This window comes from Bacteroides sp. OM05-10AA (genome assembly GCF_003439055.1).
GTDB lineage: Bacteria > Bacteroidota > Bacteroidia > Bacteroidales > Bacteroidaceae > Bacteroides > Bacteroides intestinigallinarum.
Genome location: NZ_QSUR01000008.1, coordinates 184,888 through 209,925 on the forward strand (window position 1 = coordinate 184,888; position 25,038 = coordinate 209,925).

A 25,038-nucleotide genomic window follows, 5' to 3' on the forward strand; every position below is an offset into this window, starting at 1 on the left:
TAACCAGTAATTTTACGTAATTTTGCGCCCGTTTACAAACATGCACATTATGAAAAAATACATTCTAATCTTTCTTTGTCTGATAACCGTATCGGGCAGTTTCGCACAAATGCAGGATTTCAAGTTCAAATTCTATGGACAGATTCGTACTGACTTCTATTATAATAGTCGTGCTAACGAAGAAACCGTAGACGGATTGTTTTATATGTATCCAAAAGACAAAGTGCGTGATCCGGAGGGGAACGATTTGAACTCAACACCCAACAGTAACTTCTATACTTTATATTCGCGCCTTGGAGTAGACGTTGCCGGTCCAAAACTGGGAACAGCCAAGACATCTGCCAAAGTAGAAGTCGACTTCCGCGGCACAGGCACTTCTTATTCGGTCATTCGCCTTCGTCATGCTTATTTGAATCTGGATTGGGGAAAATCAGCTTTATTACTCGGGCAGAACTGGCATCCGCTATTCGGAGATGTGTCTCCGCAGATTCTTAATCTCTCTGTAGGAGCACCGTTCCAACCATTCAGCCGTGCGCCACAAATTCGTTATCGCTATACAAACAAGAATTTCCAACTTACCGGAGCCGCAGTGTGGCAATCACAATATACTTCACAAGGACCGGAAGGGAAAACGCATAACTATCTGAAGCAAAGCTGTATTCCCGAAATTTACTTAGGATTAGACTATAAAAGTAAACAATTGCAAGCAGGAGTAGGCGTCGAAATGCTTTCACTGAAACCTAGAACGGAAGCAACACGCCATCATTATTTTACAGACCCGTATACCGGCTATATGTATTCAATGGAAACAACCTTCAAGGTGGACGAACGCATTACCACCCTGTCCTACGAAGCCCATGTAAAATATACGAATAAAGATTGGTTTATAGGTGCGAAGAGTGTATTAGGATCCAATCTGACACAAGCATCCGGCTTGGGTGGATTCGGGATCAAGTCTGTCAACGAACAAACGGGAGAACAAGAATATACTCCGATACGTTTCTCCAGCTCTTGGTTCAACGTTGTCTACGGACAGAAATGGAAGCCGGGAATCTTCGTAGGTTATGCCAAGAATCTGGGAACAAGTGATGCACTATATGCTCCCAAAGGAAATGATGCAAAACTTTATGGAACAGGAACAGACCTTAACCAATTAGTTACGGCAGGAGCAGAACTGACCTACAATGTCCCCCACTGGAAATTCGGGTTGGAATATACATTAAGCTCTGCGTGGTATGGTTCGCTCAATACGTCCAATGGGAAAATTCAAGATACCCATGCCGTATGTAACAACCGTATTGTTGCCGTTGCCATGTTTATGTTCTAACCTCTCTATACAATTATTTTAATTATATATCTGTCACCTGTCACCGATTGCAGCTTAACGGTTTGATTATTAACAATTAACACCGTGACAGCAATAGGTGACAGCAGTGTGACAACAATAATGCTGTCACCAGAAACAGATAAGCTACATTTCACAACGCGGAGGTATTCACTCCGGAAGCTCCAGGCAATCCTATTTATTTCATGAATGCATTACCTTTGTTTCTCGTGGGGAAACTTTTAGTTTCAAGGCTTGAAACCAAAGGTTTCGTACCGGGAAACTAAAGTTTCAGCATTGGGAAACTGTAGTTTCAGCACCGAGAAACAATAGTTTCAACGGCATGGAAACTATGGTTTCTCCAAGAGAAACTACTGTTCCCCTATCAGGAAAAGCAAATGATCTCCTGTTGTCTGACTTCTATCTCCTTAACCCCACTTCAAAGCTAGCACCATCTTTACAACTGAACTGCAAAACTGTTTGCTTCTTATCAGAAGAAATCACCTTGCAAAACGGAGTTTCTTCTACATTCCATTGCCCTTTTATCGTTACAGTCACAGGTATTTCACCACTGGCATTTTCAATCCATGGTCGTGAATAGATACTACGTTCGATGCGTTTCCCATCTTTATCAAACGCTTCATCGCTTGGACCGCGATACAAAGCCAAATCCGGTTGTGCCACCGTTAACTTAATCTTATCAGCAGATTCTTTATGAGTCATAACCAGACAGGAAGTATCCACACGTTGTAATAAACCACCCGGCAATGTCGTTTCAGGAGTTTCAAACAACACATAAGAAATGATCTGTTCGGAAACGGACTCTACAATATGTGCATTCCGGTCTTGCTGTAATACCTTATAAGTGGGCTTTTTTGCAAATTTCTTCATCAGAGCTTCATTCGTCTGAGGCAGAACAGCGTATTCATAACTTCCGTTTTTCGGTGCCTTTCCATGATCCACAACCAAAGAAACCCAATCACCCTTTGTTTCCTTTCCTGTATTTTGCATTCGCGAGTATTGAGGAAAGTTCTTCTCAAACCGGATGGGAGTTGGAACATAATAACCCGTTCCCAAATGGTCCACCCATACTTTCTTATCTCCTTGATAATTTTTCCAATAATCATGCCCTGCTTTATCAGTAACTGCCAATTGGAAGATAGTCGTTTCTGTCGGGAACTCCGTATTTGTATTTTCAATATCCGAACCAAGACAGACAATCATTCCATCGATGAAATGGTAAGATTTACGTGCCCGATGTGATCCGTTGTACTTATCATGCTCATGTAACTTCATTCCGAAATTACCATTCATCTTCTGTTGAGACAAACCACCGGCAAAAGCCTCGTCGGAGTAAAGCATCTCTTCCATTCCAGAGTAACTATCCACATTGAGCACCTTAGCCTGCAATTGCTCCAATGGCAAATGAATAGATGTCACTCCCGGAATACGGTTCCAGTCAAAACCTTCCTGCTGCCAGCCGCTAGTGGCGGGAGTTACTGTCTGTCCCGGTGCAGCAGTCAATATTTGCAAACTGCCGTGTGCCAGGTAGCGACCGTATAGATTTGCTCCCAGATAATGCTCTGCCGCCCATAGATAACGGGAATGTCCGCGTGCCACAGCCGACCAATTGCTACGACGTTGGACAGAGACGCAACCATATCCCATCGCTATATTTCCCTGCGGATCCGGTTCCGGACGGAAACCTTTCTCCACAAGACGTTTTGCCACCTTACGTTCTTCAGCATTTGAAACCTTAGGCATATATTCGGGAGAGTCATTTTCAATACTTGGGTCTGAAATCAGACGGAGGTAAGAAGAAGCCATTTCACTATCATATTCCTCCTTTCCATCGGGAGAACCAGCTAGAGCCATCATAGCAAAATGCATAGGAACCAGTTTACCTTTTCCATCCGGATGACGACCGGACATGGAAAGAGGGAAGTTCAGCTTATTGCAATAGAAACGCATGGTCAACAGTACATTTTTCACTGTTTCATGAGCTAACTCGGAAACAGCAAATTCCGTCCGGCTGAAAAGATAAATCATATTGGTTGCTCCATCGAGTCCGCCCACAGCATAAGCCGGATAGTTATTTCGATGATGGAAAGCACCTCCGTCTACTTTAAACGAACCGGATAATCCCAATGCAGGACGGCAACCAAAATCAATCCAACGGGAGAAAGACCGGAGATATTGTAGTTTTTCCGGTGTATCTTCCATCATTAAAATGCTGGCAATGCGTCCTGTGGTCTGTGTATTGAAAGAGTCCATATCAATTCCATTAACTTCCGGTTTAGGGTATACTTCGTTAGTAATCGCATACCAACGTAACGTACGTTCGGCTTCCTGAAGTTTCCCGGTTTCCCTAAGCACATCTTTCATCAGAAAATATGCCAGGTACAGACCGCGAACACTATAGCCATAATGATGGATATTTCCCCAACAACTACCATAAGCTACCCCCTGATCGGTTATGTGATCGTACATTGCTAAGAACTTCTTCTTCATTTCTTCCCGAATCACCGGATTTGCCGCATTATTATATGCAACGGCAATTCTTTTCATCAGGTCGAAATAAGCACGCATTTCCACTCCCATTTTAGTCAGCATATCTTTATCCCAGTTCGGTATGATCCGTTCATAAGCTTCTGAAGCACGTACCATGTAGATAGGTACTCCCGATACTTGGCCGTTCTTGTAAGTTATCTGATAGAAATCATATTTCTTGCGGATGGTTTCTACTTCTTTATCTGTCGTTTTCCCTTTCGTGTAGATCATATCACGAAAACGCTTTTCCAACAGTTGCATTTCTGCTCTTTGCTTATCGTCTACAGGAGTCAATTCAATATCCGGTTTCAAAAGCGAGTGTTGATAGACAACCAGCCAATGGTTGGTGGTCCCGGCATTGACAAAAGGAACTTGCAGATCGGCCGTCTGTTGACGTGCATCAACCTTAGTAGCCGTAATCAAATGATCGATGAAAAGGCTTCCTTTTGAATTTGGAGCAATAATCCGGAGTTCATTCATGCCTTCTTCCGGTGTGCCTTGCATATCACGTTCATAGCAAACCCATGCGGCACGCCAACCACTGAAATTAATACCAAAAGGGAAAGATGTGCATCGTTTGCCGTCTTTCAGAAACTGAAACTCAATGGTCGCATCTTGGGGAACTTCATTATAAACCCACACAATAAAAGCCGAAAGATATAAATCCTTGCCGGTCGGATCTTTCTTCTCAAACTTCAGGTCTTTCTTGAGTTCCAATATTCCACCCGGTTCAAATGTCCATTCCAACGAATGTTTTCCATCTTTATAATGCAGATCAGATACCGACAGGCGGGAATGGGTAGCGGTGATACAATCCGGTATTTGCGGTTCTTCAAAAGAAAACATCCGCTCATCTGTTACAACTTGCGCATGAAGGAATGCTGAGCACAAAAGAGAAAACAGAGTTGTCACTCCAAATTTAGTAAAAGGTTGTTTCATCATGGAAATATAGTCTTATTAGGTTTTCAGTATATAAGTCAAAGTATAGTCGCTCTAAAATCTGTAAAGAGTACGTGATTCTGCAAAAGACGTAAACCGAAGTGTCCGTCACCTTCACTACCCGCAAGGGTATAGCGGAACAACTCTTCATCATTCACAGAATAAGTTGTGATTCCCTTTTCCACTCGAATCCGAATCTCATACCATTGATTGGGGACGAGTAAATGAGAGGCATCGGTATATTCTTTCAATAAAGGTTTCACCTTGTCATCTGCCACTCCATAATATTCTCCTTTGTATCGACGGAAACGGGTCGTTGAGTTATCATTTCCTCCGTATCCAACGTAGAAAAGGTTTAATATGTTATAGTTTTTAAAGATGCCGTCACGCCACTGACTACGGGCAAAAAGATCATCAGGGTATTTAGGATCATTGGCAGCCCAGAAGCAGTTCAGATCACTCAAGCGGTCATACTTTCCACCTTGCATCACCATACAAATACAATAACTTATTTCATAATCGCCCGTCAATCGTTGCCGATACCACATAGTCAGTCCGTCCGGAACTATCAATTCTAATGTATCTGCACGTTCTATTATCTGCAAAGCATGGGATGCATCTTCTATTTTCCATTGCTGCACAAAGGAAGCTTTGTGTTGTGCCAAAAGCACCACACTATTTAAGAGAAAAAAAGTAATCAAACTGTAGCCTATAAAAAATCGCTTCGTCATTACGGTATTAGTTTAAAGATTATTCTTCCGAATACAAAGAAACCCCTCTTTTCGAAAAAAGAGGGGTTCAAATTGTACAAAATATCTCAAATAACGTATTGACTGATAATTTGCATTACCAATATCTTATAGTTTTTTCATCAACAAAGTTCTCATACCATTTCTGGTTTGAAGCACCCTTACTATCTACCCATTTAGTAAAATCAGGATATGCTTCTCTAAATGGTACACGTTCATAAGCATGACGTGTGCCAACCGGAAGTTTAACTCCCCAAGTGGAACCTTTGGTATTTGAATAATAAACATTTGCATCCAGTGTAGTGTCACCCGCAACCAATGCTTCATATTCTGCTTTGTAAGCAGAAGTCGGTGCATAACCCCTCATGTGTATTTCTTTACCACCGTTCACCTTAATAAAGAAATTCTGTCTATTAGTATCTAAAATCAACTCTCTAAATGCTGCAAGCTGAGCATCTCTTTCAGCTCCAGTTAATCCTTCTTTACCAATCAGTCTAACTTCAGCACGCAACATAGGTAGTCCTTCTCTTACTTTTCCTTGTGTTACCTGAAACATATCCTGATTATTATCCATCAAAGAAGTTAAACCATCCAGTGTAATAACAGTTCCTTCCGCTTGTGCTTTATCCACTGTCAATATTGCGAAACGCGGTTCTTTGCGAGTATCATTACTCCAATTCCAATTTTTATTTTCAACTTTCACTATATTTTTTGTAGAAAGTTCCTCTTTAGCTAAGTCTGTCATTGTTCCCTGACCACCTTTTAGTACAAGGCTTGCAGTAATCCGATCAACATACTCGCTTTTCAAACCATCCAGTACAACACCTAACACAGTCGGGTATATACCACCTACAGCACGAACATCCAAAGTCAACAACAATTCTTCTTTACCTCCTACAGTCTCCATCATCTGTTGACTATGACATTCAGTCACCTTCAAGTCATACTCGAATACAACATCGTTGAAATCTTCATCATACCATGAATCCAGTTGAATAGGCCAACCATCTTCGAACATCACCACACCTGTGTTATGATAGAAAAGATAGCCTTGGTCCGTTTCATTTGTCGGCTGCACTGCATCTTCAGGAAGCGCAAGAGTTACCGATGCCAGACGGTTTGTTTCAAAATTGAAACCAGTACTCTGATCTACACCACGACTAACAGGAGACAAAGCAAATTCTTTTGTAGCTTCTGTTCCCGAAACTGTATTGTATTTCATATACACTTTCTCGCAAGCAGCAGGAACATTCAACGTAAGAGTACGGGAATCTTTCACTAATACATCTCCCACAAGCAGGCTCGCTTCAGAACCACTTTTATCGGAATATACATTCACAAGTGCAGAAGCATTTACCGGGTCAACAGTTCCCGAACCATCGTTACCTTTTTCCAACTCATTATCAGAGCAGGAAGTAGTAACCAACATTGTCCCCATAAGGACATACACCAAACTTTTAATTTTCATCTTAATTTAATTTTTAAATTTATTGTTTGTTTTTGTTTCGCATGAGAACCTGGCTTATCACACTTATTTCCAGGCTCCATTTGTTAACTTATCAAAAATATATTTAACTCCTAATAGCTTTTTGCTTGCCTTTATTTGTAATTTCAATCCTTTCCATCGAGAATAATCACAAGAGCTAAAATAGGGCTCAAAAGGCCTGTTCATGAACACTGGATAATATATACAAGTTATTTCGTATATTTGCATTAGACAGAACATTCAATACAACAAATATAGAGCTTTTATTCCGAATATACAAGTTCTATATATAAATATATCAAGGGAAATGGATCAAGTACTGTATGGTATAGATTACATAGAATATTATTTCTATTGGATATATTACAAGTTTATTGGCTATCCTTTAATCATAAGAATATGCTCAATTGCTGTAATGTTTTGTATTATTGCGTACTTATTTCTCCTATTCCATATTATATATGGTATATTTAAAAGGCGAAAAGAGAAGCGGAAATACAATAAAGCATTTGATAAGTATTATGAAGAAATGAAATCTATCTCACTAGATTCCAACACATTGAGTGAAGAAGAGATAGCTGACAGATTAGAATATGATACGAAAAAGCGCCCGAAACCTAACGAGTTACGCATTATCACTCAACTATTAACAGAAATCAAGAGTGTGCATGAAGATGAGATCAATGAACTAAACTATCAAACGATTCAAACCGTATTCCAAATCACACGTTTCCTTGAACGCGAACTTCAATTCGGTTCCAAAAGATCAAAGATACAAGCTCTGAAACTTATTCAGTCCATCAATGGCTATGCCTCTGAAGCGGTATTGGTGCGTTTCCTCTATCATCGTGAACTAGAACTAAGAAACTCGGCACGCTATACTTATATGTGGTTAAGCCAGGGTGACCCGTTCCGCTTCTTCGACGAAGACATCGGCATGAAGTTAAGGCAATGGGACATGATGGAGTTACACGCTATCTTGGAGCACCGTAAGAAAGTGGGATATAACACACCCACCTTTATTAAATGGGTGAATACTTCAGCTGAAGAAAACGTTAAGATATTCTTTATCAACGAAATCCGGCTATATAATGAAACCGAAAGTGCCCCAATTCTCGCGAAGCAACTCAATGCCCGTTCTGTGGAAATACGAGGTGAAGCGATCAAGACTTTAGGTAAACTAAAATACAAAGAGGTTGAACCTAAGCTGATTGAAATGTATAATGTACAACCGGAAGAAGTCAAACGACAAATCATTTCGGCTATTGCGGATCTAAAGACCGATAAGGCTTTAGGATTTCTTTACAATGCTTATGATGAAGCAGATAACTGGGGAACCAAGAGAGTCATACTCAAAGCCCTCTATGAGTATAGTGCAATGGGAAGGAAAACATTCGATCAATTGGAAAGAAAAGCAGATTCCCACACAGCTATATTGTTTGCCCACACCAAGCATCCGTTAATCAACCAGTAAAACTAGAGAACATGAGAGATATAATATTTACATTCTTCAATTATTTCGTATTCTTTTATACGAGCATGCTGGCGATATTCCTCGTCACATTCGCCTTCCTCTCTTTCATTTCTCTAAAACGGAGAAAGGATTACTATGTGGAAAGCTATATGCGGAAAACAATCAAGGAATCCCCCTATACACCGGGCATTTCGGTAATTGCTCCTGCCTTCAATGAAGAAAAGACAATCATTGATAATGTGAACTCCATGCTTGCATTGGAATATCCGCTTTTCGAGGTGGTTATTGTAAATGATGGAAGTACGGACAGTACATTGGAAAAGATGACCGAATATTATGAACTGGTAGAAGTGCCCTATGCTTATATCGAGCGAATCAAAACCAGACCGTTCCGAAGACTCCTCAAATCCTCCAACCCGAAATACAGCCGACTCATCGTTGTAGACAAAGAAAATGGAGGAACCAAAGCGGATGCATCCAATGCGGGTATCAACGTTGCTTCTCATCCTTATTTTATCTGCACGGATGTGGATTGCATTTTGGAAAAGTATGCTCTTTATCGTTGTATCTCGCCCATTATATCTTCAGAAAAACAAGTAATTGCAGTCAGCGGAACGATGTTGATGGCTAACGGATGCGTCGTGAAAGACGGACAAATCATAGACGTTAGAACTCCCCGTACACCGATTCCACTTTTCCAGAATCTGGAATACATGCGTTCCTATCTGATTGGTAAGATGGGATGGTCCGCAATCAATGGTATGCCGAATGTTTCCGGTGGATTCGGTCTTTTCGACCGTTCGGTAGCGATTGCAGCCGGAGGATACGATGCCCCCTCTTTTGCCGAAGACATGGACCTCATCACCCGCATGGTAGGATATATGTGCGACTTCTCCCGTCCTTATAAGATCGTACAGATTCCTGATACTTGTTGTTGGACGGAAGGACCTCCCAACCTGGCAATGCTTTACCGGCAACGTACCCGTTGGGCACGGGGATTGTTCCAGACACTTAATATCCATCGTAAGATGATTTTCAAAAAGACGTATAAGCAGATGGGACTGTTAACTCTGCCTTATATGTTCGTTTTTGAGTTTCTGGCGCCAATCATCGAGCTCGTCGGTTTGATAGTATTTATCTATCTGGCCTTTACAGGAGCAGTCAACTGGAACACGGCATGGATGATTTACCTGACGATCTATACGTTCTGCCAGTTCCTTTCCATCGTTGTTATTACCTACGACTACTATGTCGGGATGCTATATAAAAGAGGATATGAATACCTGTGGATTATCATTGCGTCCATATTGGAGCCCATCTTCTATCATCCCATCATCACTTTCTGTTCATTGAGAGGATACCTCAGTTATCTGACCAATAGAGACTTCAAGTGGAAGAACATGGAACGGAAAGGATTCAAGCAGAAAGAAGAAAGTGCAGACGGTACTGATATAACGGCAATGAAGCCCGAACCTGCTACGATTTAAACAAGAAAGATTAAAGACAAGATAGAATGAACAGAGAATTTCTCCATAAGATCACCATATTAGGTTGTCTGTTTTTACTGATAACCTCTTCCTCCGGGACCGACAACGGATTCCAGACACCGGAGCAATATGCCCAGATTGTACAGGAGCATTTTGCGAACGAGGAATGGGAAGCAGGGAAAGAGCTGTTGGAGGAGGGCCTTCAGAAATACCCGAATGTTTCTGACCTTGAATGGCTCATGGGAAAATACTGGTTCCACGAAAAGAACTATGACCAGTCGCGTTATCATCTTGTCAAAGCGATAGATGACAATTACAACAACGTCAATGCCAAACATCTGCTGGTAGACGTAGAAGATATCACCGAGAATTATTCCAGTGCTATTTGTTACGTTAATGAGTTGCTGGAAGTGAATCCGTATTGGAGAGGTTTATGGCGAAGAAAGATTGAACTGTACCGCAAGCAGAACAACGATGTGGAAGCAGACCGTCTGTTGAAACGAATCAATCAGATTTACCCGAACGATACGATTCTAAGGAAGGATTATATCTACAGCATGGAGGTAGGCTACCAGCAAATGAAAAAAGGTGGTAACCGAAAAGAGGCTATCGAAAAGCTGACGGAGCTCATCAAAGTATCTCCTCAAAACGAAGAATATTATCTGGACATCATTAACCTGCATTTACAGGAAGGAAACCGGGAAGCTGCTCTAGGCTGGTCATCCAACGGTTTGGCTGCCATACCGGGAAGCGGTGCGCTTATCGTCAAAAGGGCGAGTATCCTTAGTGAATTGGCACGTTATCCGGAAGCTCTGGTGTTTATACGCGAGCAAATGCGAAGAAACAACAGCCCTGCCATACGGCGTATGTATAACGACCTGTTAATGGAGGCTGCCCGAGCAGAGAAGCAGCGGGATCCTTATGTATTATATGGCATGGCCTACGAAGGAGGTAATAAGAACAAGGAAGCATTAGACTACCTGCTGAACACTTCCGTCACCCGGGGATATACCGATGACGCACTCTTCTATATCAGAGAAGCTAAAAAACAATATGGCAACAATGATAAAGGAATTCTTTATAAAGAATATATGCTTTATCGCCAGATGAATGAGGATGATCTTGCCTATTCAACGCTGAAAAAGATGTATGAGATGTATCCTGATGATTATGATATTACGCTTGCCATGAGCGCACAACACATGAAGAAAGCTGAAAAACTGATGGAACTTGGTCTGTACGCAGAAGCATTGCCGCACGTATTGTTCGTTTCTCAAAAACATGTAGACGACAATGAAGTGAACGGTGCCGCATGGGAAAAAGCCTTGAGTTGCTATATCAATATGAAACGTTACAATGAAGCACTTGCAACATTGGACACCATCACTCTTCACTTCCCTGATTACGAAAACGGCACGTTGAAAAGGGCATTTATTCTCGATAAAATGGATAAAACCGAAGAGGCTTTGCAACTGTATCTATCTGCCATCGAGCAGAGTGATGAGGATATGCGCATTTTCTATGTTATCGGATACGAGGAACTGGCAGTGCCCTACATCAAGAAATGTATGGAAGCCGGAGCTACGAAGAAAGCATACGAGGAATCTGTTAAGCTAATTAGCCTGAATCCATCGAGTGATCTCGGATTACGGTATGCCATCAATTCGTCCGGTTTACTCGGAAAATACGATGAATTCGAGAAATATACAGCACAAGGAATCAATTATTATCCTGAAGAACCATTCTATCAGGCAAAAAGAGCTACCGTGCTTGAACGTGACAAGAGATACGAAGCTTCTTTGGAATTCCTGAAGCCGATACTCAATAAATACCCGAGCAACAAAGAGATTATAGGCGCATTCTCACAGAGCAGTGAATACCGTGCCCTGCAACTGACAAAGGCCAAAGAACCGGAAAAGGCTCTCGCTGTTCTTGATACAGCTTTGCTTTATGACAGTCAGAACAAATCATTGAAGTACACCAAGGGAGTGGTATATGAAGCCAACCGTCAAGCGGATTCAGCCTATTATTACCAAAAGTACTACGAGCCATCCATCATGGAATATCGCTCTTTCCAACGACATTTATCGGGTCTTAGAAGCATGATGCTCAAGAATGAGATTGCTTTGACCTATCTCCGTGCACGCTACGGAGAAGAAGATATCATTACCTCTGTTGCAACAGCCGAATATACCCGAAAAGGCCAGAAGAACAGCTATACGGGACGTCTCAACTATGCAGGGCGAAGTGGCTCGGCAAGCGACAGCATGGAAGCGGAAGAGCAGACACCGGGAGGAGTCGGCATTCAGGTACAAGGTGAGTGGACGCATCACTTCTCACCGAAGTGGAGCCTCACGGCCAATGCAGCCTTTGCGACCAAATACTTCCCGGACATAACGGCTGATGTCGCTTTACGGCATTATCTCAAGAATGATTGGGAAATAGGTGCGCATGTGGGTTATAGACGGGTAGCCGCCTACACAAAGCGTTATGAATGGAACGATGAATTCTTTGCAGGTGGCACCGGAGACAATGGCTATCTGTTTACGGGTTGGAATGAGTCAAAGACTAACCTACTCACTGTAGGCGGAGAATTAGCCAAGACCATTGAAGTGGTTCGTCTCAACACGAAGATAGATATGCACTTCTTCAACTCCAACTTCTATTACAATGCTCAGATTGGCGCCAAGTACTTCCCGGCTAATGACGGAAAGACAAATATCAACGCCATGGCAAGCATCGGATCGGCACCGGAAACGGCCGTACTGGACTATGCGCTGCCCGGCTCTTTCTCTCACACCAATACTATGGTGGGATTGGGAGGCCAGTATATGGTCAGTCCTAACATTACCATAGGCTTGATGGGTACCTGGAACACCTATTATAACCAAACCAATACGGTGAGAGGGACAAGTCCGTCCAACCAGATAGAATCCATATCGACACGTTATAAAAACTTATATAACATCTATGCACAAGTTTATATTTCATTCTGATACGCTTGGCCCTGTATTGGCAGGAATGATATGTATTTGCTGCCTTTTATCCGGCTGCCGTATGCAGGCACGCACGGAGATGTTCCCATCTAAAGAAGGGTATCTCGTCACCATTGGTGAGGATCCGACCGACAGAGACACCCGGTGGGCAAAATACCTGTACGAGCATCTCAAGAAGCGTGCAAACGACGATGAAATGGTAGCTTTTGGCGTTTCCGAAATGGACATGTGGCGCATCATCATACAGATAGACCCAACATTAGAAAGAGGATTCAAAGTAGCCTGCAAAGGTTCTGACATAAGGTTGACAGCAAGTGACGACAAGCAAATGCTTTGGCTACAATACCAACTAATCAAGAAAATCAGCAAAGAAGACCCGCGCATAGACGGTTCCGATCTTCCTCCCGCCCTTATCAATCTTAAAGATACTTGCGGAACCTTTGCATTTGACTACCAAAGCATTTATTCCCCATACGGTCTGAATCCCGATCAGACAGGGGTAATCGGACTAAACAACTTCGACGACAGCTGGGGAATATGGGGACACAACCTGCGGAAAGTATTGGGGAAAGAAGCGGAAAAAGTATACGCCACCATTCATGGAAAAACAGATGACTCACAACTATGTTTCTCTTCCGAGAACATGTACCGCCAGATAGAAAGTTATATTGTAGATAACTTCGGTGAAAAGGGGAATTCCCGTTTTGTAATAGCCCCGGATGATGCTCCGTATGCCTGCACGTGCACCACCTGCACCGCGCTGGGAAACACAGAGAAGAATGCCACTCCGGCTGTTACGGAACTTATCATCCGCCTTTCACAACGTTTTCCCAAGCATTTTTTCTTTACGACTTCTTATCTGACCACACAACAGGTCACCGACAAACAGCTCCCCGCCAACACCGGAGTAATCGTCAGTGCCATCGACTACCCACTTCGCCGGACAGACGGCAAGGATGAGCAAGACAAGAAATTTGCCGACCAACTCGACAACTGGAAGAAAGTGACGAATAACATCTATATATGGGACTATATCAACAACTTTGACGACTACCTCACTCCTTTTCCCATATTAAAGATAGCCCAACAAAGACTCCAATTCTTCAAACAACATGGAGCCAGTGGTATATTCTTCAACGGAAGTGGATATAGCTATTCTTCTTTCGATGAAATGAGGACTTTTGTACTATCCTCCCTCCTTATCAACCCGGAACTCCCGGTCGATGACTTAATCAGAAGTTACTTTAATCAGGAATATCCAGTATCAAAAAAATGGCTATACGATTACTACACTGAATTGGAGAACAACGCCCAATCCGGAAAACGGCTCGGACTTTATGCCGGTATCAGAGAATCAGAAAAAGCATTCCTCTATCCGGATCAATTCATCAAATTCTATGATGAAATGGGAGATTTTGTTTCTGAAGCAAAAGGAAAAGAGCGTAAAAAACTGCACGAACTTCAGACTGCTTTGTCTTTCACACGCCTGGAATTAGGACGTGACCACGGCTTTGATGCTTACGGATATGCCAAACGGAATGGAAAAGAGATTCAGCCGGTTCCCCAAGCCCGAAAATGGATCACCCAGCTCAAAGAACACAAAGCATTTACCGGAATGGAATATTATAATGAGTCAGCCTATGAGATCGACTATTATATAAAGGAATGGGAACAATACCTACTTGCTTCCGACATCAAGAAAAGCTTATTTTTAGGGCTCAATCCTTCAGCAACTCCTAAACTGAATAAAATTGATTCCAAGAAACTGACTGATGGCACTCACGGTTTACCCGGAGACTATCATTGCGGTTGGGTAATCATTCCGGGAGAAGAATGTACCATCAACCTGCCGGTGAAAGGTATCAACGCATCAGGAACATTCTATATCAGTTTCCTGAATCTTCCCCGGCATCGCATCTATGCTCCACAGCAAATTCAACTGTTGAAAGACGGAATAGCTTATAAAACAATAGGCCTGAAACCGGAAGACGCCCCGGAAAAAGGGGAAATGATAAAAGCCACCGTTTCGGCAGACCTGAACGGAGCAGAACAATTAAGCATCAAAATCAGTTGTTTAAAGAAACCGGGAACGCAAATGGGCATCGATGAAATTGCATTCATCCCCTAAACGCTGGAAAAGTGACATAACAAAAAAATAAATGGCAACTATGAATAAATCTATATTCTATATTTTCCTACTGACGGCACTTCCACTCTGCTTAACAGGGTGCAGGAAGGAAGTACGTCCCACAAGTATGACGATAAAGGACTCGATCAGGCACTATTACCCCATCAAGCAAGGTCAGCAGCTCGATATCATGTTTACTATCACCAATACAGGAGATGCTCCGTTAATCATTTCAGAAATGCAGCCTTCCTGTGGCTGTATCATTCTGGATAAAAGTTCGCATATCATCATTCCCGAAGACGGAATCAGACAATTCAAGGCAACCTACAATAGTATTAAGAATGTAGGCGAGGTGGTTCACCGCATCCGGATTTTCGGTAATATGCTCCCCGACGGAAGAGCCGAACTTAAATTTGATGTTAACGTAGTCCCCGATGCAGACTATACACGTGATTATGAAGAACTCTATCAAGAGTTCAACACCAAAAATGGTATTGTCAGAGAGATGGTGGATGGAAAAGAATCTGAACTGGGATATTATGTCGGAGAACCGTAATCAATATCATGTATTAAGTATTAAGTATTAACATCAAATGACTGGTTAATACTTAATACTTATTTCTCCTTTCTAAGGATGTATTTCTTTGAATGCGGCATTTTCTTCTTTCACATTCTGAATAGTCTGCTTTAACTCTCCAATCGGCAAGTCATATCCATACCAACCTGTATAGCAATCTACCACATACCATTTCCCGTCCGACTGCAACTCGAACTCGACACGCAAATCAACCTCGGATTCTTCATAGCCTGCCTCAAAGATTTTATGCTTCGGTTCATTCAACGTAAACTTGGAAACATAAATACCTCCCTCTTCCTGGGTGATACGTTCTTCCTTCATTGTTTCGCTATCCAGCAACGGCCACTTTTCCCGAGTGAAAGGGAATGTTTTTTCGGTTTCTCCGTCATCTGCCAACAAAGTGATCGGAGTCTTTAATGGGAACTTGATACGAGTATACTGGAAGGCTGCACTGGAAGTAAATTTATCCAAAAAGGATTTGAAATCTTCACCGTCTTGTGTAGTCAGTTCACTATCGGCTTTTGCCTTGGAACTATTACCGCAGGAGATAAACGAAACACCTGCGAGCAGCATCATAGCCAGCAAGCAGCATACAAACTTTTTAGCTCTCATAACACTATATAAATTAAGAGTTTAATTGACGGCGCAAAGATAATGACAAGTTTGGCATCTTGGTTATTTTAAGAACTAAATATTTGTATGTTTCAAATATTCATAACCGAAGCGGCAGTACAGACATTTCCGCTTATCACAATACTCTTTTTGTAACTGTATCAGTGCCTGACTATCCGCCGCACTAACTACCGGAAGTCCGGCATCGCTCCACGAACGAATGATGTGATTACTCTCCGCCTTCAATTCTTCCAGAAAGCGTGCGGCACGTTCACACATTCGTTCATCCGCCTTGTGCAAACCGTAAGTATAAAGAAAAGGAACCACCGTATTAATGATAATCAAATCCTTGGAACGCTCTCCCATCGTCTTTTCCTTTTGTGAAGACAGTCGCCCGAATAAATAATGATTCTCCCAATAGGAAGACGTACGTGTATCCAGTAAAGCTCTCACATCCGTCAGAGTATCCGCTTCCAGTAAACGTGAAAACAGTTTATCTCCTTTCTGATAGAGATAGGCCAACTGCGCCAGGCGAATATGAGGAAAGTTTTCCGGACGAAGCCGGAGAAAACGCCATAAAGTAACATCCATCCCCTGCCCGATTTCAAATTTTCGCTGCAAATAACGAAACTCTTTGCAAAGACGAAGACTATACTCGTCTTCCTGTTCCTTTTTCAGAAATGTCTCTTCCAATAACCCTGCCAAACCATAGAAGAAAGCCTCTATCTGAAACAAATCATTCCGGTGCTTATCCATCGCACGAAATGGCAACAATCCCGCCCACGTTTCAAAAGCATCTCCGTTCAAGCCAAAACCGAAATTACGGGCAAGGGTGATAAAGAAAGCATCTTCCCAATTACTGTTGCAAAGTTCGAGACGCTGCATGATTAACTGTGCCTTCTGTTCCAAACGTTCTGTTTGCAAAGCGGTCAACCAGGAATGGATGGTAAGTTTGGGAAGAGAGGCAAGGATGGGATAGCAAGCCGGATAATGATCGGCTACGCAAAGTTCATGATAATGGGATTGCACATTTTCCGGACAAGTCAGCAATAGTTGTGGTATCTGTTCACCGTTGGTACGGGTTATTTCCGTATCCACCTCGCTCACCACATGGAGAATTACAGAATCGTAGGCTTTGTCACAATTATGCCCGTGACGAAACCAATCGGAAGAGTGTGTATGTATTTCTATATTCCCTACCCATAAGGCGCCATCAATCTTTAGTTTCGCGTTAAAAAAGTCGGGACCGGCATTCGGGTTTTGCAGACCGGAATCAATCACTTCTACCGGTAAGCCGTTGGTGGTTTGCAGTACTTTCAGAGGAAATAATTTATGCTTCCACACGTAGTGGAGAAGATGTTCCATGTTAACAAGACGTTAATGTGCGCTGCAAATGTAATAAAAATCTTATCTTTGCGACTATTATTTTGAATATAAGTCAGAAAACAATGAAAATAGCACTGATCGGTTACGGAAAGATGGGCAAAGAGATAGAAAAGGTTGCCCGTAGTCGCGGACATGAAATCGTCTGCATCATTGACATCAATAATCAGGATGACTTCGAATCGGAAGCGTTCAAATCGGCCGATGTAGCCATTGAGTTTACCAATCCGATGGTAGCTTACAGCAATTATATGAGAGCATTCAAAGCAGGTGTGAAATTGGTATCCGGCAGTACCGGATGGATGGCCGAGCATGGCGAAGAAATCAAAAAGCTCTGCACTGAAGGAGGCAAAACACTGTTCTGGTCGTCCAACTTCAGTCTGGGAGTCAGCATTTTCTCTGCTGTCAACAAGTATCTGGCTAAAATTATGAACCAGTTCCCCACTTATGATGTCACCATGAGCGAGACACATCATATTCATAAATTGGATGCTCCTAGCGGAACAGCCATCACACTGGCAGAAGGTATTCTGGAAAAGATGGACCGTAAGGACAAATGGGTGGAAGGAACTTTCCTTGCACCGGACGGAACCATTAGCGGAACCAACGATTGCGCGCCTAATGAACTTCCTATCGCCTCTATCCGCGAAGGAGAAGTATTCGGCCTTCATACCATTCGCTATGAATCTGATGTAGACAGCATAACTATCACGCATGATGCTAAAAGCCGTGGCGGATTTGTATTGGGAGCCGTACTGGCAGCCGAATATACTGCCACACACGAAGGTTTTTTGGGCATGAGTGATTTATTCCCATTCTTGAACGACTAAGATTTCAGAAGCTAGTTCTAAACAAATATAACATTATGAGACAAGCCACACGCGCACAATGGATCAAATGTGCCATTGCTATTCTACTTTACCTCACTTTCCTTCTCTGGGTACGGAGTTGGTGGGGATTGATTGTTGTTCCTTTCATTTTCGATATTTATATCACAAAGAAAATACCTTGGTCTTTTTGGAAGAAGTCGAAGAATCCGGCTGTCCGCAGTGTGATGAGTTGGGTGGATGCCATCGTATTTGCGTTGGTTGCCGTCTACTTCGTCAATATCTACATCTTCCAGAATTACCAGATTCCTTCCTCTTCGCTGGAAAAATCATTGCTGGTAGGCGATTTCCTGTATGTAAGCAAGATGAGCTACGGTCCCCGCGTACCGAACACTCCCCTTTCTATGCCGTTGGCACAACATACGCTGCCTGTCTTCAATACTAAATCGTATATTGAGTGGCCACAATGGAAATACAAACGGGTACCGGGCTTCGGCAAAGTGAAGCTGAATGACATTGTGGTTTTCAACTTCCCGGCAGGAGATACGGTGGCAGTGAACTACCAACAGACAACGGACTTCTATACGCTGGCTTATGGTGAAGGACAACGCATCTACTCCAAACAGATTGAAATGGATAGCCTGACACGTTCACAGCAACGTGCAATCTATGACCTCTACTATGACGCCGGACGTAAACAGATTCTAAACAATCCGCGTACTTACGGTGAAGTACTGTGGCGTCCGGTAGACCGTCGCGAGAATTATGTGAAACGTTGTGTCGGCTTGCCCGGTGATACATTGCAAATTGTAGACGGACAGGTAATGATTGACGGTAAGGCGATTGAGAACCCCGAAAACCTGCAATTCAACTACTTCGTACAGACTACCGGTCCGTACATTCCGGAAGATATGCTCCGCGAATTAGGCATCAGCAAAGATGACACCATGCTGATAGAAGACTCTGGCTGGGAAGGCGGATTATTGGATATGGGACTGGACAACCGGAATGCACAAGGCAAACTGAATCCGGTATATCATCTTCCATTGACTAAAAAGATGTATGACACTCTCCTTGGCAATAAAAAGCTAATCAGCAAAATAGTAATGGAACCGGAAGAATACGCCGGACAGATGTATCCGCTGAACCTTTATACCAAATGGAACCGCAACAATTACGGCCCGATCTGGATTCCTGCCAAAGGAGCTACCATTACCCTCACAGAAGACAACCTGCCTATCTATGAGCGTTGCATCGTAGCCTACGAAGGCAACAAGTTGGAAGTGAAACCGGACGGTATCTACATCAACGGTGAAAAGACCAATGAATATACCTTCAAAATGGATTATTACTGGATGATGGGTGACAACCGTCACAACTCTGCCGACTCCCGTTATTGGGGGTTTGTACCCGAAGATCACGTAGTGGGCAAACCGATTGTCGTATGGCTGTCGCTTGACAAAGACCGTGGATGGTTTGACGGTAAGATTCGCTGGAACCGCCTCTTCAAGTGGGTAGACTGATAAGTGTACGGATAGAATAGAGTGATAAGGTGATAAATATTAATGAACATTCGTAAATTCAAATGGATACTAGCATTTGCCGGAGCAGTAGTCGTAGTGCTTCTGCTCCGGGGATTTGCTTTTACGTCCTGCCTTATCCCTTCCACCGGTATGGAAAACTCCATTTTCCAAGGTGAACGTATCTTAGTGAATAAATGGAGTTACGGGTTGCGAGTTCCTTTCATGTCGCTCTTTTCCTATCATCGTTGGTGCGAAAGTCCTGTACGGCGACAAGATATCGTAGTGTTCAATAATCCGGCCGGAATCCGGGAACCCATCATCGACCGCCGGGAAATCTATATCAGCCGTTGCCTCGGAATGCCGGGTGACACCTTATTTGTTGATTCCCTTTTCTCCGTTATTTCTCCCGAGGCACAGTTCAACCCGGATAAGAAAAGACTTTATTCGTACCCCGCCTCAAAAGAAAATCTGATAACCTCACTGATGCATACTCTTTCCATCACCAACGACGGATTGATGGGAAGCAATGACAGTACCCACGTGCGCAGTTTCAGCCGTTATGAATACTATCTGCTGGAACAGGCGATGAATGGAAAAGAGTGCTTCGTTCAACCTCTGTCGAACAAGGAAAACACTGATCCGAATCCGCTGATTGTTCCCGGAAAGGGGCAATTTATACGTGTCTATCCCTGGAACATAACCCTGCTACGAAATACGCTCGTGATGCACGAAGGCAAACAGGCAGAGATAAAAAACGATACCCTCTACGTGGACGGAAAGCCCACGAAACACTGTTATTTCACAAAAGATTATTATTGGATGGGGTCTAACAACACCATCAACTTCTCCGACTCGCGTCTTTTCGGATTTGTCCCACAAGACCATGTCATCGGAAAAGCCTCCGTCATCTGGTTCTCCAAAGAAAAAGATACAGGACTGTTTGACGGATACCGATGGAACCGTTTTTTCAGAACAGTGAAATAATCTCCGGATCATAAAAGTAATAACTACTTCCTAATAATAGATTAAGAGCCTCCTAAACGTATTAAAATGAAAGAAATGAAAATAGCTTATTTATCTTCAGCTTATCTCGCCCCCGTCGAATATTATACCAAACTTCTGGCTTATGACAAAGTGTTTGTAGAGCAACACGACCACTATATCAAACAAACCTATCGTAACCGGTGCACCATTGCCGGCCCATCCGGCGAATTAGCTCTTTCTATCCCAACCGTAAAACCCGACACATTGAAATGTCCAATGAAGGATATCCGCATTTCCGACCACGGCAATTGGAGACATCTGCACTGGAATGCCATCGAATCAGCCTACAACAGTACTCCTTTCTTTGAATATTACAAGGACGACTTCCGTCCCTTCTACGAAAAGAAATACGAGTTTTTAATCGATTTCAACGAAGAACTATGCCGGATGGTCTGTGAATTGATAGATATTCACCCCACTATGGAGCGTACTAGCGAATATAAGATGGAGTTTGCTTCCGGAGAATTCGATTTTCGGGAAGTCATCCATCCCAAAAAAGATTTCCGGGAAGTAGATACAGAGTTTGTTCCACAACCTTACTATCAGGTTTTCGAGTCCAAACTGGGTTTTCTACCTAATTTGAGTATCATAGACCTGTTGTTCAATATGGGACCGGAAAGTCTGTTGGTACTAGGCAAGTAATAACTCCACTCTTCTATACGCATATAGCCAACAAAGGTGAACCATGTCGTCACATTATTTATACTCGTACAGCTTTACGTGTAAAATACTGAATTCTCCGACAGGAATACGTACATGCCTTCCCTGATGGTCCTGATCGCCATTCAGGCGCCGGATATATTTCAGTGAACCATCTTTGTTCACATTAACTTCATCTACAGAACCAATACCGGCTCTCATACCACCTTGCCAGCTATTTTCCGTTTTTGGTGCCTTTCCGCCCACACTGACAAAACCATCCTCGCCCAACGCTGGTGAACTTTTCATTTTTTTTTCCCCCTGTTTCTTAAATTCAAGTACCAAGCCACTGCCGGCAACGATATACTCATTGGGAGCCAGACGCAGCAAGACACCTCCCCCTTCAGGCCATGCGCTGCCATCCCGGGCACGTGGGTCCCATGGTAGAGTGAAGTAATGACGACAGGTAATCTCCAAATCATCGTATGAAAGTATTCGTTCTTTATTCTCTTCATCAAACAAAAGACCGTTCATCACTCCTTTGCCTTGAAATTTTGTCAATAAAGGCATCAGTTCTTTCAATTTAATATAGCTCTGTACCAAAGGTGTATCTGCTCTATCCGAACCGCTTTCAATAGAAAAAGGACAAAAGCCAATCGCATCATGCTCACCAAACACATAGAAAGCACGCACTCCATCATTGTCTTCCAACCGGATTTCAGGTATAAAGAGAGGATTATTGTGCAGTTTATACTTTGCCACCCAATCAACGAAACCTCTATCATATAAATCCGGAGCCAGAAAATCAATGTTGGGTGCTGCATAATGCCATACATCTATCAAATGAGCCAATGGTCCTGCCGACGGATATTCTCCCGGTTTCCGTCCCCTACTGTTCATTGCTGCATTGACATACAACGGAATATCATAAATAGAACGTGCTAACTTTGCCATTCGTTCTACGTACTGCGCATACGACCAGGCCATAAAAATTTCATCCGTATACACGTCTGCACCAAACACTTCCTGCCACGTACCTTTCTTCTTGAATCCCTGGCTCTCCCATTTTGCCAGCATTTCGGGATGCAGAGATCTCTTGTTCTTCTGCAAATAGTCGATGAAAAGGGGCGGAACTGGTGCATAAAACAGTTTATCCGCTTCTTTGGAATAATCGCGGGCATCTTCCAACATTCCGATTTCGTTTTCTATCTGAATCATGATAACCGTTCCCTCTTCCTTATCCACAGAAGCAATATGTTTCATCCATTGGGAAAAAGCACGGCTATCCGCCTGAAACACATTCTCCGAAAAGGAACTGGCTATTTCGAGGGGCTTCCCTACTTTCGTATAGGCACGCGGGTATTTCTTATAATCTTCCTTAAACCAGATCGGAGCGTAACAACTCATTGAGTTTTTCCAAGCACCGAACCAAAGGAAAACCACCTTCAAATCATTCGCACGGGCCTGTTGAATCACTTTATCCGTCAGGGTAAAATCAAATTTACCTTCCTGTGGTTCTGTTAAATCCCAATATGCAGGAACCAGTACCGTATTCAGCCCCATACGCTGCAATTTCGGGAATATACGTTCAATATCTTCAATAGAGGAAGCTGAAGAATTTCCCAATTCACCGCCAATCACTAAGAATGGCTTTCCATCTACCATAAGTTGTGTGGTACTTCCCTGTTTCTGCAAATACGGAAGTTTCTGATGTGCCTGAAGAGGCAAAATAAAAAGGAATAGAATCCCAAAAAGTGTGTTTCTCATAACAATCAGCTTTATCATATTATCTGAAAGCAAAGTTACAACAATATAAAAAAGGAGCACAACGTCTTGTGTTCCTTTTCTATCGGGCAGGTTACAGATGCTTTATGTTACGTTACATCTGCCTTTATCTATACATTATCTCCGGTTCTTATACCCTCTATTTGCGTTTCCTAAGTAATTTTTAGAGAAAACTGTTTATATCGCTACTTCTTCACAATTCTTCTCTTCATTAGATTCTGCCGCATCCAGCCGATTCAACAAATAGCGTACATTTTGAAGATGTATATCGTTATTCCGATCCATTTTCTTAAACTGCCAACTGTTTTTAGTGGTATTCAGTATGCAATTCATTAACGTTCCCACGGCATCGGCACTTTGGAAACGATTGGTATTGGAGATTAGCGTATTCATCATGTGCGCCCCGAATCCTCTAATCACCTCTTTCACACTTATCGACTTATAATTACGGATGGCTTCAAAGGCCGCCACATTACTACAAAGCGTACTAGCTAAATCCTCCAATCTCTTTCGATCTGTTCGTTCCACTAGATAGCTTTCAGGATTCATAAAACGATTGAAGGTTAGATAAAAATCCATCATTTCATCATCGGATGAAAAGATAACGTGCATGAGTTGCGTCGCGTCCCCCAGACGAGCCTGCTGGTTGCTTAAAACTTCTTCCATAAGAATTTTAATTAGATGGTGAATAAATTAAGTTCAATGGGGCGATACAGAAGGGTAGTTTTAAGAAATAAAAGAAGCGGTTCCGCCTGTCCCATTGCATTCCACTATCCACGACAGCAGTAGGTGCACTAACATCCTACATGGGGGTGCGAAACCGCCATATAAGATTAATGGGACGGACATAAAAAAGCCCGTCACATTGATACGGCAGGTTCTCCGCCGTGGTTTAAAATGGAATGCATTACAAAGATAGAATATAAAATCAGAAAAGAGAAAAGAAAATCAGTATAAATAGAAGTTTACAGTAATAAATTAAAGCAGAACTTCCTAAAGCCTACTTGTTACTATAAGATTCATTTGGAAAGTTCACCGGTTTCACCGTTAGCTGAATAGTTATAGACCAGATGTTTATGGTGAAAGAGGTACATAAAAAAATAAAGAACCATCCTTCACCTCTTTCACAAAGATAAAATGCAGAGAAATAAATGACAATATAGCATCGTGGAAATGCTTATATCGTATAGATTAAGTGTCTATACATCCAATTTGTTGGGTATATATATCCAATGTATTGGGCATATATAGCCAGCATGTTGGATATATATATCCTGCGTCTTGGGTATATATGTCCAACAACTCAAGTATTAATAGCCTAAATATAAAGTATTAATAGCCGATAGCTCAAATGTTAATACTTGATGGAGCGTTTGCTATGAGCTTATTAATTTTAGCTTATAGCATATTCGTTTTTGCTTATAGCATATTTACTTTAGCTTATAGCATATAAAAAGAACGGTGAAGAGTGTGAGTAAGCGTCTCCGCGATTCTATCTTGTCGCCCTTTTTTCAT

At 42.5% G+C, this 25,038-nt stretch carries 17 protein-coding genes; 10 read left to right on the forward strand and 7 right to left on the reverse strand.

The genetic code is table 11. The annotated features are described in order from the left end of the window. Window positions 1-49: 49 nt before the first annotated feature. Complete coding sequence (locus tag DXB58_RS08455; RefSeq protein WP_122136524.1) at window positions 50-1,327, forward strand: DcaP family trimeric outer membrane transporter; 1,278 nt, start codon at window positions 50-52, stop codon at window positions 1,325-1,327. 417 nt (window positions 1,328-1,744) lie between these two features. On the opposite strand, the gene DXB58_RS08460 is transcribed toward DXB58_RS08455, so the two are convergent. From DXB58_RS08460 to DXB58_RS08470, 3 genes are all read right to left on the reverse strand, one after another. Further along, on the reverse strand, window positions 1,745-4,816 hold the full coding sequence (locus DXB58_RS08460; protein ID WP_122136525.1) for a chondroitinase family polysaccharide lyase: 3,072 nt from the start codon (window positions 4,814-4,816) through the stop codon (window positions 1,745-1,747). A gap of 35 nt (window positions 4,817-4,851) precedes the next feature. After that, window positions 4,852-5,544, reverse strand: coding sequence for a DUF6250 domain-containing protein (locus DXB58_RS08465; protein ID WP_122136526.1), 693 nt, complete (start codon window positions 5,542-5,544; stop codon window positions 4,852-4,854). Window positions 5,545-5,659: 115 nt separating this feature from the next. Beyond that, complete coding sequence (locus tag DXB58_RS08470) at window positions 5,660-7,030, reverse strand: LruC domain-containing protein (RefSeq protein ID WP_115485242.1); 1,371 nt, start codon at window positions 7,028-7,030, stop codon at window positions 5,660-5,662. 325 nt (window positions 7,031-7,355) lie between these two features. Between DXB58_RS08470 and DXB58_RS08475 the strand changes: the two genes are divergently transcribed. Genes DXB58_RS08475 through DXB58_RS08495 form a run of 5 tightly spaced genes read left to right on the forward strand, consistent with a single transcriptional unit; the run spans window position 7,356 to window position 15,689 of the window. After that, window positions 7,356-8,522, forward strand: coding sequence for a HEAT repeat domain-containing protein (locus tag DXB58_RS08475; RefSeq protein WP_008649008.1), 1,167 nt, complete (start codon window positions 7,356-7,358; stop codon window positions 8,520-8,522). 11 nt (window positions 8,523-8,533) lie between these two features. Then, window positions 8,534-10,009 carry a glycosyltransferase family 2 protein gene (locus tag DXB58_RS08480; RefSeq protein ID WP_122136527.1) on the forward strand — a complete coding sequence of 492 codons (1,476 nt, stop codon included), beginning with the start codon at window positions 8,534-8,536 and terminating at the stop codon, window positions 10,007-10,009. Window positions 10,010-10,035: 26 nt separating this feature from the next. Next, window positions 10,036-13,005: a hypothetical protein gene (locus tag DXB58_RS08485; RefSeq protein WP_122136528.1), complete on the forward strand. Its 2,970-nt coding sequence runs from the start codon at window positions 10,036-10,038 to the stop codon at window positions 13,003-13,005. Beyond that, window positions 12,980-15,133: a DUF4838 domain-containing protein gene (locus DXB58_RS08490; protein ID WP_122136529.1), complete on the forward strand. Its 2,154-nt coding sequence runs from the start codon at window positions 12,980-12,982 to the stop codon at window positions 15,131-15,133. Before DXB58_RS08485 ends, DXB58_RS08490 begins: the two co-directional genes overlap by 26 nt. A 40-nt stretch (window positions 15,134-15,173) precedes the next feature. After that, a complete protein-coding gene (locus tag DXB58_RS08495) occupies window positions 15,174-15,689 on the forward strand; it encodes a DUF1573 domain-containing protein (protein WP_081353364.1) in 516 nt (171 codons plus the stop codon). 72 nt (window positions 15,690-15,761) lie between these two features. On the opposite strand, the gene DXB58_RS08500 is transcribed toward DXB58_RS08495, so the two are convergent. Together DXB58_RS08500 and DXB58_RS08505 are read right to left on the reverse strand one after the other, a co-directional pair. Continuing rightward, entirely contained in the window at window positions 15,762-16,322 is a 561-nt protein-coding gene (locus DXB58_RS08500) for a hypothetical protein (RefSeq protein ID WP_004313843.1), read from the reverse strand. A gap of 75 nt (window positions 16,323-16,397) precedes the next feature. After that, window positions 16,398-17,687 carry a DUF2851 family protein gene (locus DXB58_RS08505; protein ID WP_122136530.1) on the reverse strand — a complete coding sequence of 430 codons (1,290 nt, stop codon included), beginning with the start codon at window positions 17,685-17,687 and terminating at the stop codon, window positions 16,398-16,400. 83 nt (window positions 17,688-17,770) lie between these two features. Between DXB58_RS08505 and dapB the strand changes: the two genes are divergently transcribed. The 4 genes from dapB to DXB58_RS08525 all read left to right on the forward strand — a co-directional run bounded on the left by dapB (window position 17,771) and on the right by DXB58_RS08525 (window position 21,741). After that, entirely contained in the window at window positions 17,771-18,535 is a 765-nt protein-coding gene (dapB, locus tag DXB58_RS08510) for a 4-hydroxy-tetrahydrodipicolinate reductase (RefSeq protein WP_122136531.1), read from the forward strand. Window positions 18,536-18,570: 35 nt separating this feature from the next. Continuing rightward, window positions 18,571-20,055: a signal peptidase I gene (lepB, locus tag DXB58_RS08515; RefSeq protein ID WP_122136532.1), complete on the forward strand. Its 1,485-nt coding sequence runs from the start codon at window positions 18,571-18,573 to the stop codon at window positions 20,053-20,055. A gap of 42 nt (window positions 20,056-20,097) precedes the next feature. After that, a complete protein-coding gene (lepB, locus tag DXB58_RS08520; RefSeq protein ID WP_117936417.1) occupies window positions 20,098-21,039 on the forward strand; it encodes a signal peptidase I in 942 nt (313 codons plus the stop codon). Between the two features lie 66 nt (window positions 21,040-21,105). After that, window positions 21,106-21,741 carry a WbqC family protein gene (locus DXB58_RS08525; protein WP_122136533.1) on the forward strand — a complete coding sequence of 212 codons (636 nt, stop codon included), beginning with the start codon at window positions 21,106-21,108 and terminating at the stop codon, window positions 21,739-21,741. A gap of 54 nt (window positions 21,742-21,795) precedes the next feature. On the opposite strand, the gene DXB58_RS08530 is transcribed toward DXB58_RS08525, so the two are convergent. Next, window positions 21,796-23,505, reverse strand: a complete 1,710-nt coding sequence (locus tag DXB58_RS08530) for a DUF5597 domain-containing protein (RefSeq protein WP_117936519.1) — start codon at window positions 23,503-23,505, stop codon at window positions 21,796-21,798. Between the two features lie 195 nt (window positions 23,506-23,700). After that, window positions 23,701-24,189, reverse strand: a complete 489-nt coding sequence (locus tag DXB58_RS08535) for a hypothetical protein (protein WP_122136534.1) — start codon at window positions 24,187-24,189, stop codon at window positions 23,701-23,703. Window positions 24,190-25,038 lie beyond the last annotated feature (849 nt).

Coding starts and splice junctions, on each gene's coding strand:
- DXB58_RS08455 (WP_122136524.1), top strand. CDS start 50: ATGAAAAAATACATTCTAATCTTTCTTTGTCTGATAACCGTATCGGGC.
- DXB58_RS08460 (WP_122136525.1), bottom strand. CDS start 4,816: ATGATGAAACAACCTTTTACTAAATTTGGAGTGACAACTCTGTTTTCT.
- DXB58_RS08465 (WP_122136526.1), bottom strand. CDS start 5,544: ATGACGAAGCGATTTTTTATAGGCTACAGTTTGATTACTTTTTTTCTC.
- DXB58_RS08470 (WP_115485242.1), bottom strand. CDS start 7,030: ATGAAAATTAAAAGTTTGGTGTATGTCCTTATGGGGACAATGTTGGTT.
- DXB58_RS08475 (WP_008649008.1), top strand. CDS start 7,356: ATGGATCAAGTACTGTATGGTATAGATTACATAGAATATTATTTCTAT.
- DXB58_RS08480 (WP_122136527.1), top strand. CDS start 8,534: ATGAGAGATATAATATTTACATTCTTCAATTATTTCGTATTCTTTTAT.
- DXB58_RS08485 (WP_122136528.1), top strand. CDS start 10,036: ATGAACAGAGAATTTCTCCATAAGATCACCATATTAGGTTGTCTGTTT.
- DXB58_RS08490 (WP_122136529.1), top strand. CDS start 12,980: ATGCACAAGTTTATATTTCATTCTGATACGCTTGGCCCTGTATTGGCA.
- DXB58_RS08495 (WP_081353364.1), top strand. CDS start 15,174: ATGAATAAATCTATATTCTATATTTTCCTACTGACGGCACTTCCACTC.
- DXB58_RS08500 (WP_004313843.1), bottom strand. CDS start 16,322: ATGAGAGCTAAAAAGTTTGTATGCTGCTTGCTGGCTATGATGCTGCTC.
- DXB58_RS08505 (WP_122136530.1), bottom strand. CDS start 17,687: ATGGAACATCTTCTCCACTACGTGTGGAAGCATAAATTATTTCCTCTG.
- dapB (WP_122136531.1), top strand. CDS start 17,771: ATGAAAATAGCACTGATCGGTTACGGAAAGATGGGCAAAGAGATAGAA.
- lepB (WP_122136532.1), top strand. CDS start 18,571: ATGAGACAAGCCACACGCGCACAATGGATCAAATGTGCCATTGCTATT.
- lepB (WP_117936417.1), top strand. CDS start 20,098: ATGAACATTCGTAAATTCAAATGGATACTAGCATTTGCCGGAGCAGTA.
- DXB58_RS08525 (WP_122136533.1), top strand. CDS start 21,106: ATGAAAGAAATGAAAATAGCTTATTTATCTTCAGCTTATCTCGCCCCC.
- DXB58_RS08530 (WP_117936519.1), bottom strand. CDS start 23,505: ATGAGAAACACACTTTTTGGGATTCTATTCCTTTTTATTTTGCCTCTT.
- DXB58_RS08535 (WP_122136534.1), bottom strand. CDS start 24,189: ATGGAAGAAGTTTTAAGCAACCAGCAGGCTCGTCTGGGGGACGCGACG.